14 protein-coding genes are annotated in these 12,881 nt (G+C 30.0%); 3 read left to right on the top strand and 11 right to left on the bottom strand.

Annotated features, from left to right (window positions below; genetic code table 11):
* Positions 1–19: 19 nt before the first annotated feature.
* From rpmF to pta, 4 genes are all read right to left on the bottom strand, one after another.
* Entirely contained in the window at positions 20–205 is a 186-nt protein-coding gene (gene rpmF, locus LGK95_RS00685; protein WP_071613246.1) for a 50S ribosomal protein L32, read from the bottom strand.
* Positions 206–217: 12 nt separating this feature from the next.
* Positions 218–718 (bottom strand): YceD family protein, encoded by a 501-nt coding sequence (locus LGK95_RS00680; RefSeq protein ID WP_226121135.1) that lies wholly within the window; start codon positions 716–718, stop codon positions 218–220.
* 207 nt (positions 719–925) lie between these two features.
* Positions 926–2,119, bottom strand: a complete 1,194-nt coding sequence (locus LGK95_RS00675) for an acetate/propionate family kinase (protein WP_226121132.1) — start codon at positions 2,117–2,119, stop codon at positions 926–928.
* Positions 2,120–2,165: 46 nt separating this feature from the next.
* On the bottom strand, positions 2,166–3,167 hold the full coding sequence (gene pta / locus LGK95_RS00670; RefSeq protein ID WP_226121130.1) for a phosphate acetyltransferase: 1,002 nt from the start codon (positions 3,165–3,167) through the stop codon (positions 2,166–2,168).
* 283 nt (positions 3,168–3,450) lie between these two features.
* On the opposite strand from pta, the gene LGK95_RS00665 reads away from it, so the two are divergent.
* Together LGK95_RS00665 and ylbJ are read left to right on the top strand one after the other, a co-directional pair.
* Positions 3,451–4,674 (top strand): nucleotidyltransferase, encoded by a 1,224-nt coding sequence (locus LGK95_RS00665; RefSeq protein ID WP_226121128.1) that lies wholly within the window; start codon positions 3,451–3,453, stop codon positions 4,672–4,674.
* A 126-nt stretch (positions 4,675–4,800) separates the two neighbouring features.
* On the top strand, positions 4,801–5,976 hold the full coding sequence (gene ylbJ, locus LGK95_RS00660; RefSeq protein WP_226121126.1) for a sporulation integral membrane protein YlbJ: 1,176 nt from the start codon (positions 4,801–4,803) through the stop codon (positions 5,974–5,976).
* Here ylbJ and LGK95_RS00655 read toward each other — a convergent pair.
* From LGK95_RS00655 to LGK95_RS00630, 6 genes are all read right to left on the bottom strand, one after another.
* On the bottom strand, positions 5,959–6,483 hold the full coding sequence (locus LGK95_RS00655) for an ATPase (RefSeq protein WP_226121124.1): 525 nt from the start codon (positions 6,481–6,483) through the stop codon (positions 5,959–5,961). The genes ylbJ and LGK95_RS00655 overlap by 18 nt on opposite strands.
* A 12-nt stretch (positions 6,484–6,495) precedes the next feature.
* A complete protein-coding gene (gene coaD / locus LGK95_RS00650) occupies positions 6,496–6,978 on the bottom strand; it encodes a pantetheine-phosphate adenylyltransferase (RefSeq protein WP_226121122.1) in 483 nt (160 codons plus the stop codon).
* Between the two features lie 39 nt (positions 6,979–7,017).
* Complete coding sequence (rsmD, locus tag LGK95_RS00645) at positions 7,018–7,581, bottom strand: 16S rRNA (guanine(966)-N(2))-methyltransferase RsmD (RefSeq protein ID WP_226121120.1); 564 nt, start codon at positions 7,579–7,581, stop codon at positions 7,018–7,020.
* A 76-nt stretch (positions 7,582–7,657) separates the two neighbouring features.
* Positions 7,658–9,712 carry an ATP-dependent DNA helicase RecG gene (recG, locus tag LGK95_RS00640; protein ID WP_226121118.1) on the bottom strand — a complete coding sequence of 685 codons (2,055 nt, stop codon included), beginning with the start codon at positions 9,710–9,712 and terminating at the stop codon, positions 7,658–7,660.
* A 77-nt stretch (positions 9,713–9,789) separates the two neighbouring features.
* Positions 9,790–11,442: a DAK2 domain-containing protein gene (locus tag LGK95_RS00635; RefSeq protein WP_226121116.1), complete on the bottom strand. Its 1,653-nt coding sequence runs from the start codon at positions 11,440–11,442 to the stop codon at positions 9,790–9,792.
* A 13-nt stretch (positions 11,443–11,455) separates the two neighbouring features.
* Positions 11,456–11,806 carry an Asp23/Gls24 family envelope stress response protein gene (locus tag LGK95_RS00630; RefSeq protein WP_226121115.1) on the bottom strand — a complete coding sequence of 117 codons (351 nt, stop codon included), beginning with the start codon at positions 11,804–11,806 and terminating at the stop codon, positions 11,456–11,458.
* Between the two features lie 196 nt (positions 11,807–12,002).
* On the opposite strand from LGK95_RS00630, the gene rpmB reads away from it, so the two are divergent.
* A complete protein-coding gene (rpmB, locus tag LGK95_RS00625) occupies positions 12,003–12,194 on the top strand; it encodes a 50S ribosomal protein L28 (protein WP_216149825.1) in 192 nt (63 codons plus the stop codon).
* Between the two features lie 478 nt (positions 12,195–12,672).
* Here the strand turns inward: rpmB and LGK95_RS00620 are convergent, their stop codons facing one another.
* A complete protein-coding gene (locus LGK95_RS00620; RefSeq protein WP_226121113.1) occupies positions 12,673–12,843 on the bottom strand; it encodes a hypothetical protein in 171 nt (56 codons plus the stop codon).
* Positions 12,844–12,881 lie beyond the last annotated feature (38 nt).

The raw sequence follows: 12,881 nt of genomic DNA, 5'->3' as shown, positions 1-12,881 counted from the left end.
GTCTTTCGACTTTCTTTTTTTATTTTTGTTCCATTGAAACAACTTCTCTATTTTTGTAATATCCACAGTTTTTACATACTCTGTGAGCAAGCTTCATATCGTGGCATTGAGGACACTCAACTATACCTGGTAAACCAAGTTTAAATGTTTGCGCTCTTCGAGAATCTCTTCTACCTTTAGAAAATTTTCTAGCAGGATTTCCCATTGTAACACCTCCTTAATCAGTTGAAAACAAGTTTTTTAATTTTGCCAACCTTGGATCAATATCATCAAATTTACATTTACATGTACTTTGATTCAAATTGATACCGCACTGATGGCATAAGCCTTTACAATCTTCATTACAAAGTCTTTTTATAGGCAGAATAGAAATGATATTATTTTCCACAATTTCATTTAAATCTAATCTATCATTTTCAATAAAAATAATATCATCATCTTCACTCTTTAGAGTTTTAGACAGTCTTTCATGTAATTCAATATTTATTGAATAAGAAAAGGTCTCAAGACACCTAGAACAAGCAAGTAATAGTTCTGTATCAATATTTCCAGTTAAATCTATTTCATCACCATTAGACTTTAAAACTAAATTAATTTTAACTGGTTTAGAAAATTGAATAAATTCATTATCATAGCCAAACTTAGCTTTTTCTAAATCTAAATGAATTTCTTTTCTTCTTTTTTTATCACTAAATAATTCTGAAACGTCTATTACCATACTATCCACTCTGAAAAACCAAATATTATTTAGTTTTTTCTCATATAAAGAAAATCTTTATACCTTGTATAAATATATTATACAGCTCGAGCAAAGCTTCTGCGTCCCTCCTAACTAAATTGTTTTTTACTTACATCAAACACAGACTATTATATAAACAATCCACTAAAAAGTCAAGAATTATTTCTCATAAAAATTAGCATTTATTTATTTTATAAGCTCCATTGTGTCTCTTGCAATTACTAATTCTTCATTTGTTAGTATAACTAATATCTTAATTTTTGAATCCTTCTTGCTTAATTCTGCATCTTTCCCCGCTACATTATTCTTAGACTTATCTATATGTGCTCCCAAAAATTCGAGCCCATTACAAATCCTTTCTCTTGTACGCGGAGAATTTTCACCAAGGCCGGCAGTAAATATTATTGCATCTACCCCACCCATTGCTGCAGCATAAGCCCCTATAAATGTTTTAACTTTATAGCAAAATATATCAATTGCGAGTTGTGCTCTTTTATTTCCATCTTTCATTGCAGCTGCTTCAACATCCCTAAAATCATTGCTCACTCCTGATACACCTAAAATACCTGATTTTTTATTCATTATATCATTTGCTTCATCAATTGTTAAGTTCAGTTCTTTCATTATATAAGTTAATATAGCAGGATCTATACTTCCACATCTAGTTCCCATAGCAATTCCTTCAAGTGGAGTAAATCCCATACTTGTTTCTATTGATTCGCCATTTTTTATAGCACAGACGCTTGCTCCATTTCCTAAATGGCAAGAAATCAATTTTAAACTTTTTATGTCTTTACCCATCATGTCTGCAGCTTTAGCTGAAACAAATTTGTGAGACATTCCATGGAATCCATATTTTCTAATACCTAAGTCTGTATAAAGATAATATGGAAGTGGGTATATATATGCAGCTTCTGGCATTGTTTGGTGGAATGCAGTATCAAATACTGCAACCATTGGAGTATTTGGCATTAACAAACTACAAGCATTTATTCCATCCAAATTAGCTGGATTGTGAAGAGGTGCAAGTTTTGTACATTCTTGTAAGCCCTTCATTACCTCTACATTAAGTATAACTGATTTGGCGTACTTTTCTCCACCATGAACTACTCTATGCCCAACAGCACCTATTTCCGATAAATCTTTGATAACACCATGCCCTTTATCTAAAAGTGCTTCAATTATTAATTTAATTGCATCTTTATGATCTTTTATTGGCTCTTCAATTACATATTTATGCCCCTTAGCACTATGAGTTAAGCTCGATCCATCTATTGATATTCGTTCTACTAGCCCTTGTGCTAATGATTCCTCATTTTCCATGTTTATTAACCTATACTTAAGCGATGAACTTCCACAATTTACAACTAATACTTTCACTAAATTTAGCCCCCTAATTATATGTTATTTATTATAATAAATAAAACTATTTCTGCATTTGAGCTTGAACTGCAGTCACGGCAACAACATTAACAATATCTTCAATACTGCATCCTCTTGATAAATCATTTATAGGTTTAGCAAATCCTTGACAAACTGGTCCAATTGCCTTTGCGTTAGCAAATCTTTGCACCAATTTGTAACCAATATTTCCAGATTGTAAGTCAGGAAACACTAAAACATTTGCATTTCCGGCTACTTTACTGTCTGGCGCCTTTTGTTTTGCAACGCTTGCAACTATTGCTGCATCTAACTGAAGCTCTCCATCAATTTGTAAATCAGGTCTAACACTCTTTGCAATTTTAGTAGCTTCTACTACTTTATCTACCAGTTCATGCTTTGCACTTCCCATAGTTGAAAAAGATAACATTGCAACCTTTGGTTCAAAATCACATAACATTTTTGCATTATCTGCAGTGCTTATTGCAATAGCTGCTAATTCTTCCGCATTAGGGTTTATATTTACAGCTGAATCTGCAAATAAAAGCAATCCATTTTCTCCATATTCATTGTGGGGCAATTCCATTATAAAAAAACTTGAAACTACTTTAATTCCTGGTGTGGTTTTAATTATTTGCATTCCTGGCCTAAGTAAATCTCCTGTATAATGTATTGCTCCTGATACCATTCCATCGGCTTCCCCCATTTTAAGCATCATAGTTGCAAAATACACACAATCTTGCATTGTCTCTACAGCTTTTTCCAAGGTCATTCCTTTCTTTTTTCTTAGCTCATAAAATTCTTTTGCATAAACATCAGTTTTCTTAGAGGTTTTTGGATCTACAATCTCTATACCCTCAATATTAACTCCCAATTTAGCTGCTTTTGTTTTTATTATACCTAAATCTCCTATTAATATAATTTCAGCTAATGAATTATTTTTAATGATTTCACTAGCTTTTATAGTTCTATCTTCCTCACCTTCTGGAAGTATTATTATCTTTTTATCTGCTTGTGCCTTTTTACATATTTTTTCTATAAATGTCATGTTTATTTCTCCTTTCAGTTCATACCAGATTTTACATATTCACAATATATACTTCTTTCCAATACATTTCAACATAATACAAAAAAGATATTTATACATAATATATATTTTCTAATGTATATTATGTATTATATAATATATATTATCACTTTACATTATATTTGTTTTTTAGTAAACATATTCTTTTCATTTTTAATAAATATATATACTTTTATTAGTTAGCTCTATATTATATAATATACATAAACAAATATAATAATATGAGTCTTCATGAGGTGATTAAATGAATATAACCGGTATAATTGTCGAATATAACCCACTACATAACGGTCATGTGTATCATATCAATAAAACCAAAGAGCTTACAAATTGTGATGTGTTAATTGGCGTTATGAGTGGTAATTTTGCTCAACGAGGAATTCCATCAAGTATAGACAAATGGACGAAAACTAAAATGGCAATAAACAACGGAGTAGATTTAGTAATAGAGTTACCATCTGTTTACAGCGTATCTTCTGCAGAATTTTTCTCAGGTGGCGCTGTGAGTCTTCTAAACAGCTTAGGAGTAGTTAATAATATTTGTTTTGGTAGTGAACATGGAGGTATTAATGATATTTATAATATTGCCAATATACTACTTAATGAACCATTTGAATTTAAATCTCTATTAAAAAATTATTTATCCGTTGGCATTGTTTATCCCTTAGCAAGAGCTAAAGCACTTTATGATTATGTAAATAATTCAAACATGAACATATCAAACCTTCTGTCGGGTGATTTTTTAAACTCTTCCAATAATATATTAGGTATAGAGTATTGTAAAAGCTTAATCAAGTTACATAGTTCTATTAGACCCTACACCTTAAAAAGAAAAGGCGATTCTTATAAGGGTAATATTTTAAATGATGAATTTTCAAGCTCTACAGCTATAAGAAAATTTTTGAAAGAAAATGGTTCTTTATCTAGACTTATTGGTCATATCCCAAACTCGGTGTTAACAGATATTCAAAATTTATATTCAAGAAATTGCAAATGTACATTTGAAGAATCTATGTTCCCATACATTAAATATAAATCAGCTACATCCAAAAACACTTTAGTAAATCTACCGGACGCTACTGAGGGGCTTGATAATAGAATTATTAAATCCTTACAAAATAATTTGAACTACTCAAGTGCTCTTGAAGATATTAAAAGCAAACGATATACCTATACCCGAATCAGCAGAATATTATGCCAATACTTTATTGGATTTGATGGCTTTAATACTAAAAAATTAAGATCTTTGCCTTGTCCTTATGCTAGGGTTCTAGGCTTTAACTCAAAAGGTAAATCAATTTTAAAATCTATAAAATCAAACAGTAACATACCACTTTATACTAAAATGCCTAAAGAATCCAGTGAGACTCTACAGCTAGATTTGCAGTCTACAAGGGCTTACAGCATTATAAATAGTTATATAGATCATAATAGTGATTATCTGATATCTCCTATAATTATGGATTAAAAATAAATACTACTATTATAAAATGATAGTAGTATTTACTTTTATTTTAAATTAGTGTTTCCAATACATAAGTTTATAAAAATTCAAATATATTTATATAGTAATGCTTTAGAAAGGGGTTTAACATTGAAATTTCTATTAGTTATATCATTAATTTTTATAATATTATTATTGTTTAAACTATTCAAAACTTTAAAGATAAATCTATCGATAACATTAATTTGTTCTCTTATAATTCTTCAGATAATATTAACACCAAATGTGTGTATCAAATATACTATTTCTGGTGCAAAGTTGTTTTTCAATGCAATTTTTCCTTCACTTTTCCCGTTTTTAGTCGTCATAAACATTATAATAAACTACAATGGCATTCATATTTATTCCAAATTACTAGGAAATATAATTTGTAGACCATTAAAACTACCAAAAGAATGTAACTTTGCCCTTTTAGTTAGTATATTATGCGGTTATCCTTTGGGGGCACGATACACTTGCGATTTATACGAAAAAAACATAATCAATTTAAATACCTGCGAACGTTTACTAAATATTGCCTCTAATGCAAGCCCCCTGTTTATTATAGGTTCAATAGGTACATCTATGATGTTTAGTAGCAAAATTGGTTATATTTTATTGCTATCGAATATTCTTTCTTGCATGTTTATGGGTTTTATTATTCCTTCAAAGAATTCTATTTTTAAAATGAATTTTAGAAGTAGTAATGTTTCTAACAAACCAATAAGTACTAATATTGGAAAGGTCTTAAAAAGCAGTATTGAGGACGCAATGAAAAATTCCTTAAATATAGGTGGTTTTATTGTTGTGTTCTCTGTTATAACAGGAATGATTAAAGACAATGTAATATTTCACATTGTCCTTAACAAATTAGCTTTAATTTTAGGATCTTCTGGTAATTTTATAGAAGGTATATTACTCGGGATGTTAGAGATGACGAATGGATGTTATTTAATATCCTCTAGTAACTCGAATCTATATGTAAAACTTCCAGTTTTAAGTTTTTTAATTGCTTTTAGTGGTCTATCTATCATTTCTCAAGTTTACAGCTATACCTATAAATATAATGTTTCTATAAAAAAATACATTGCTAGAAAATTTATTCAAGCCATAATTTCTTCAATTATAACAATAATTTTATATTATATTTTACTACATACCTCATCTGTTTTTACTTTTAATAATATGAGCACATATAAAAGTAGCAATTTGTACATATTAATATTAATAATTTTATTTATCCCACTATTTCTTATAAAAATAATTAAACTATTTCATACCTCTTAATTCTTTTACATTCTCTCTAATTGAAGTTGTGGTATCAGTAACTTCTCCTTGTAACGATATTAGAAATTCTTGAACATCGCCTTTAATTTTATGAACCATTTTTTGACCTTTTAATTCAATTTCTTTGTCTAATTGGGATAATATTTCATCCGCATAGTCTTTAGCCCCGAGCCTCATAATTTTAGCATCTCTCTGAGCTGAGGCAATTATTTCTTCCGACCTTGTTTGTGCTTCTTTAACTAGGTCTTGCTTTTCAACTCTTCTTCTTATTTTATCAATTGTCTCTTCTTCAAATATCTTAGCTTGTTTTTTGGCATCAACTAGAATTCTTTCTTTTTCATCACTAATCCACTGTGCTTTCTTAAACTCATCTGGCAAGTGATTCATAACTTGATCAATTATGTCTAATATTTCTTTCTTATTTATAACTGCCTTACCTGTAACAGGTATTTTAGACGAGCTCTCAATAATCCCTTGAAGGTATTCTAAAAGCTTAATAACATCCATATTTCACACCCCCTATTTAGAATTAATTTTTCTAACTATATCTGGAATAATCTCATCAGGCACCAACCCTTTAATACATCCACCAAGCATTGCTACCTGTTTAACTGAAGAAGAACTTAGATAGGAATATTTTGCATTTGTCATCATAAATACAGTTTCCTTACTTGGATCCAATTTGTTATTGAGCGATGCCATTTGAAACTCATATTCAAAATCTGATGTACTTCTGAGTCCTTTCAGAATTACCCCAGCACCCTCTTTATTCATTAGTTCAATAAGTAAACCACTAAATTTCTTCACGCGTACATTAGGTAAATGTTTTAATACATTTTTTATTTGTTCCACTCTCTCATCAACAGTAAATAAAGATCTTTTCTCGGGATTAACAAGTACTCCTACTATTAATTCTTCAAAAACTTTAGACGCCCTCTTAATGATGTCTAAATGTCCATTTGTTATCGGATCAAAACTTCCAGGGCAAATTGCTTTTCTCATGTTATGCCTCCACATTTTTCTAAGGGTAGTTAATAAAATTTAATTATTAGCTTCTGTGTATTTATAAAACAATACCGTAGTGTTACCATATTTTCTTGAATCAGAAAGATGAATAATACTATTCCCTTCGTATAATTCTTCTGAAGAGTCTATTTTACAAACAATTATTCCGTCTTTGTCTAAAAGATTATTGCTAGCAATAATTTCAATAGCAGGTGGAATCATATCCTTTGCATATGGTGGATCTATAAAAATTATATCAAAAACAATCCCTTCATTTGCAAACTGTTGCATGTATTTATATGTGTCACCTTTTAAACATTTACATTTATCATTAAACTTTAGATTATCCACATTTTGTTGTAACATCTCAAAAGTTGTATCACCCATATCAATTAAATAGCTAATAGATGCACCCCTGCTTGCTGCCTCAAGACCCAAGCTACCAGTGCCTGAGAACATATCTACTACTACTGCATTACGCGTTCTATCTTGAATTATATTAAATATAGATTCTTTTATTCTATCAAGTGTAGGCCTTGTTCCCATACCCACAGGTGACAATATCTTTCTTCCCTTTGCATTTCCTGCAATAATTCTCATATGTATATTCCTCCATTTAAGCAAGTTTCGATAATATTTTAACATATATATATAATTTATACAAAGATATTTTTTCTTAATTAAAACAAATATAGCTAGAACTTTGCTCGATTTTTTCTATTATTTCGTTCTTTAGCCGCATGTCTTCTATATTTTTACTTTGTATTAACTTTTTTGCTTCGCTATTAGCCAGTTTTAAAATATCAATGTCTTCAATTACATCTGCTAAAATTAGACCTGATTCACCATGCTGCTTTATTCCAAATAATTCTCCTGCACCTCTGGTTTTTAAATCTTCTTCAGCAATATAAAAGCCGTCATTACTTTTTATAAGTATTTCTAATCTTCTTCTCACTATATTGTTTGTGATGTTAGCTAATAGTATACAATAAGACTTATGCTTTCCCCTTCCTACTCTTCCTCTAAGCTGATGGAGTTGTGCAAGGCCAAATCTTTCTGAGTTTTCAATTATCATAACAGTTGCGTTTGGTACATTTACTCCAACCTCAATTACTGTAGTAGAAATTAATGCCTTTATTACACCGGCTTTAAATTTATCCATGATTTCATTTTTAAGTTTGCTAGGCATTTTACCATATACCATTGCTATTTCTATTGATTTAAATTGATCTTTTTTTAACTTCTCATAAAGCATTTCAACTGAGCTTAACTTCATTTCTTCATTTTCTTCCACAAGTGGACAAACAATATACACTTGTCGTCCCTTCATAATTTCGGCTAAAGCAAATTTATAGACTTTTTTACTAGAGGCCAAGCTTTCATAGGATGTATCAATTATTTGCCTGCCAGGTGGCAATTCATCTATAATAGATACATCTAAATCACCATATAAATATAACGATAGTGTCCTTGGAATAGGTGTTGCTGTCATTACAAGAATATCAATATTTTTGCCTTTATTAGAAAATCTATTTCTTTGTGATACTCCAAATCTATGCTGCTCATCAGTAACAATCATGCCTAAGTTTTTAAATTCTACATTATCTTCAATAAGTGCATGGGTACCAACAATAATATCGATTGTTCCATTTTTTAACTCTTGTTTAATTAATTGCTTGTTTTTAGCTGTTGTGCTTCCACTTAATATTTGTATATTTAATTGGAAATCCCTTAATACATTTTGAATTTCCTCATAATGTTGCTTTGCTAGAATTTCAGTTGGTGCCATCATAGCTGCTTGATAACCGTTTTTTACCACATTAAACATGGTAATTATAGCAACTATAGTTTTACCACTTCCAACATCACCTTGTAGCAACCTATTCATTCCTTTATTTTTCTTTTGATCTATTAAGATTTCTCTTACAACTTTACTTTGTGCCTTTGTTAGCTCAAATGGAAGTTGTTTCTTTAAAATTATAAGTTCTGGAGCTATTTTAAATTGAATTCCATTATTATGATCTTTCATAAACTCTTTTAACATTAATATCTTTAATGAATAAGTAAATAATTCCTGAAATTTAAGTCTTTTCTTTGCTTCATTAAGGAGTTCTGTACTCTTAGGACTATGTATATTACGAGTAGCATCACTTAAAGAACAAAAACAGTACTTTTCCACAAGCCATTTAGGCAAATTATCTGTTATTTCAATATTACAAAGCACATCAGATATAATCTTGTTAAAAAAGTTATTTGTAATATTGTTTTTGATAGGATATTTAGCAATGATTTTATTTGTATCCATAAAAGTATTGGCATCCATAGAAGTATTTTTTACTATTTTAGGATTCATGATTGTTATTTCATTCTTAAATATGTTAACTTTGCCTGTAATAATATAATTACTTGAGATTTTAAAGCTATTTTTTGCATATGTTTGATTAAACCATTTACCTTTAAATTTGTTATCTCCTTGGCAGAAAACTATAGTAGAAAGAGTCTTATTGTTTTTTAATCTAGCATCTTTTAGTATATTTAAAACCGAACATTCTACAATGATTTTTTCACTTTCTGCGCATTCTAGAATGCTTTTATTAGCAGATACATTCTCATAATCTCGTGGAAAATATAAAAGTAAATCTAATACATTAAAAATTCCACACTTATTCAAGTTTTCTGCCATTTTAGGCCCAACACCCTTTATATATTTTATATCACTATAAGTATTCACAAATACCACTCCAAGAAAAATATTTTAACAATAGTTCTATTCATTATTAATATATAAGAAAAAAAGCCCTAAGGCTTTTATTCAACTGACGCAATAAAATAATATAATGGTTGTTTTCCATTATAACATTGAATGTCTATATCTGGATATTTACTTACCAAAGTAGAGATAAACTCTTCTACTTTACTTGAAATACAATCTTCACCATAGAAAATGGTGATAAGCTCACTGTCCTTAGTTATCATACTGCCAATAATATCATCGCAAACTTTATAAATATCTGTTCCAACTTCTTTAATATCCTGTTCAACTAAACCTAGTATATTTCCTTCCTTTATTATATTACCATCAGATTCAGTATCTTTAACAGCAAATGTTACAGAAGCTGTTGCAACATTTTTTATTGCTTCTTTTAATATATTCTCATTTTCATCTACACTGACTTCTGCATTAAACATTGTTACAGCGGTTATACCTTGTGGGATAGTTTTAGAAGGAATAACAATTACATTTTTATCAGACAACTCAACGGCCTGAAGCGCCGCCATAAGTATATTTTTATTATTAGGTAATATAAATATGTTTTCAGCATTAATCTTATTAACACTATCTACTATGTCTTGTATACTAGGGTTCATAGTTTGCCCACCCTCTATTACAACATCCACACCTAAATCTTCAAAAATATTCTTAATTCCTTCTCCAAGTGCAACAGATATAAATCCATACTTTTTAGGTTCAATAGTACTTTCCTTTACCGTTTCCTCGATTTTCTCAGTTTCCTCGTCAGCTATACCTAATAGGTTTCTATGTTGTTCTCTCATGTTTTCTATCTTCACTTTAAATAATTCGCCTAGTGTTACTGCTTTTGAAAGCACTAGCCCTGGGTCATTTGTGTGTATATGAATTTTAAGAAACTCATCTTGTGATACCACAACCATTGAGTCTCCTTGCTTTTCTAAATATTTCTTTAATTTATTTATATCAACGTTTTTAGCAATAACTAACAATTCAGTACAATAACCAAACTTTATATCTATCGGTATATCTGAAATTGAAGATGACGTTGTTTCTGTTTTAGTACTTTTATTATCCAGTTTATTAATTGTAGCCTCCATATTATTGCTTAAGGCTTCATACATTCCTTTAAATAATATTAAAAGGCCCATGCCACCCGCATCAACTACTTTTGCCTGTTTTAATGCTGGAAGCATATCTGGAGTTTTATTAAGCATACTCTCACTACGTTTGCAAACCTCCTGCATAAGTGTAACTACATTTGCCGCCCTGCTTTTTACTGCACTCTCACCAGCCGCTTTAATAATAGTTAAAATAGTTCCTTCAGTAGGTCTCATAACAGCCTTATATGCAAACTTCGCACCTTCTAGGATACTTTTAGCGAATTCATCTGAAGTAGCTTCTACTTTGCCTTCTAACCCTTTTCCAATGCCTCTAAATATTTGTGATAATATAACGCCTGAATTACCTCTTGCACCCATTAGCGCGCCTCTAGCTAATTTTTGTGATATCTCAGCAATGGACTCCGTTGACATGCTTTCAATTTCTAGTACTGCTGCCTTAAATGTCATTGACATATTAGTGCCTGTATCTCCATCTGGGACTGGAAATACATTTAGAGAATTTACATATTCTTTTTCATATTCTAATCTATTCGATGCATTTATAACCATATTACGGAAGTGTTGTCCGTTTATTTTTAAGTATTCCACTGCATATACCTCCTTAGACCCTTACACCTTGGACGTTTACTGTTATTGTTGTAACTTTTAGTCCTGTATAATTTTCAACATTGTATCTTATCTTTTGTATTATATTATTTGCTATTATAGATATTTTGGTTCCATATTCAACTATTATATATAATTCAATAAATAGTTTGTTTTCTTTAGAGTTAATTTTAACCCCTTTATTTAATCCATCACTCTTAATTAATTGCCAAAATCCATCCTTGGCATCTTTTAGTGCCATGCCTACAACTCCATAACACTCCGTTGTAGAAATGCCAACTATATTGGCTAAAGCTTCCTCTGAATAATATATAGTACCATTCTCGGTTGTAATCTTACCTTTCATTGTAATTCCTCCTTATAATGCTATATAGATTATTTTATATTATAACACTAATTTATTCAAGAAATTTTATTATATAATTGCTTTATGTACTTATAATTGCTCAATAGACTTGCAAGAGTAGTAATATGTATGTTACAATAATGCGTGTTTCAATTGAGAAGATTTTGTTCTTCATAGTCTTAAGGAGGTGTTTTCATTGTCAAGAAAATGCGAGATATGCAATAAAGGTGTTGTTTCAGGTAGTCAATATAGTCACTCACACCGTGAATCAAAGAGAAAATGGGCTCCAAATATTCAAAAAGTTAAAGCTATAGTTAGCGGAACGCCTAAATCTATACATGTATGTACTAGATGTCTTCGTTCAGGTAAAGTTCAACGTGCTATATAATTAAGAAATAAAGATGCAGCTGTAACCAGCTGCATTTTTTATTTAAATTCAGCTGTAACCAGCTACATTTTTTATTTAAATTCAGCTATAAACGCTGCATTTTTTACTTAAATTCAGCTGTAAACGCTACATTTTTTATTTAAATCCAGCTGTAAAAGCTAATTTTTTTATTTAAATCATTTCTTTATAAATGCCTTTTACATAAATACACTAGAGTGTAAACTCTAACATTTCGCAAAAATAATAAACTAATTTGAGCTTTTCTATGTTATTTTCTTAAAAAGAATCTAATTATTCGAGACATAAATCTCGGTAATTTAATAGCCACAATTTTCATCTCACATACCTCCCAAACATAATGTATTTAAACTATTTAAGTATTCTTCATATATAATTAAATTATTACAAGACCTACCAAATAAGCGTTACTTATAATTCAAAAACTGTTATTCAACCCGCCCTATCTATCTGCATACAGCTAACAATGATTGTTATGATTCATTATAGTAAAACCTAAATAAACAACTCCCCCTCCCACAACAATTATCCACCACCAAAATGGAACTATCACTACGGTTATAATTCCAATACCTAAGCACGCTATAATTATTCCAAACTGCCTTCCAAAAAACTTATAATACCTTTTCATAAGTTATTCCCCTCTAAAAGTATTCCAATATTATTATA

Source organism: Clostridium algoriphilum (genome assembly GCF_020443705.1).
GTDB classification, from domain to species: domain Bacteria; phylum Bacillota; class Clostridia; order Clostridiales; family Clostridiaceae; genus Clostridium_AD; species Clostridium_AD algoriphilum.
Note: the sequence above shows the minus strand (reverse complement) of the source record. Positions and strands in the feature narration are given on the sequence as shown.

What these genes read in the sequence shown, in the direction of transcription:
- rpmF (WP_071613246.1), bottom strand. Translation starts at nt 205, where the DNA reads ATGGGAAATCCTGCTAGAAAATTTTCTAAAGGTAGAAGAGATTCTCGA.
- LGK95_RS00680 (WP_226121135.1), bottom strand. Translation starts at nt 718, where the DNA reads ATGGTAATAGACGTTTCAGAATTATTTAGTGATAAAAAAAGAAGAAAA.
- pta (WP_226121130.1), bottom strand. Translation starts at nt 3,167, where the DNA reads ATGACATTTATAGAAAAAATATGTAAAAAGGCACAAGCAGATAAAAAG.
- LGK95_RS00665 (WP_226121128.1), top strand. Translation starts at nt 3,451, where the DNA reads ATGAATATAACCGGTATAATTGTCGAATATAACCCACTACATAACGGT.
- LGK95_RS00655 (WP_226121124.1), bottom strand. Translation starts at nt 6,483, where the DNA reads ATGGATGTTATTAAGCTTTTAGAATACCTTCAAGGGATTATTGAGAGC.
- coaD (WP_226121122.1), bottom strand. Translation starts at nt 6,978, where the DNA reads ATGAGAAAAGCAATTTGCCCTGGAAGTTTTGATCCGATAACAAATGGA.
- rsmD (WP_226121120.1), bottom strand. Translation starts at nt 7,581, where the DNA reads ATGAGAATTATTGCAGGAAATGCAAAGGGAAGAAAGATATTGTCACCT.
- LGK95_RS00630 (WP_226121115.1), bottom strand. Translation starts at nt 11,806, where the DNA reads ATGAAAGGTAAGATTACAACCGAGAATGGTACTATATATTATTCAGAG.
- LGK95_RS00620 (WP_226121113.1), bottom strand. Translation starts at nt 12,843, where the DNA reads ATGAAAAGGTATTATAAGTTTTTTGGAAGGCAGTTTGGAATAATTATA.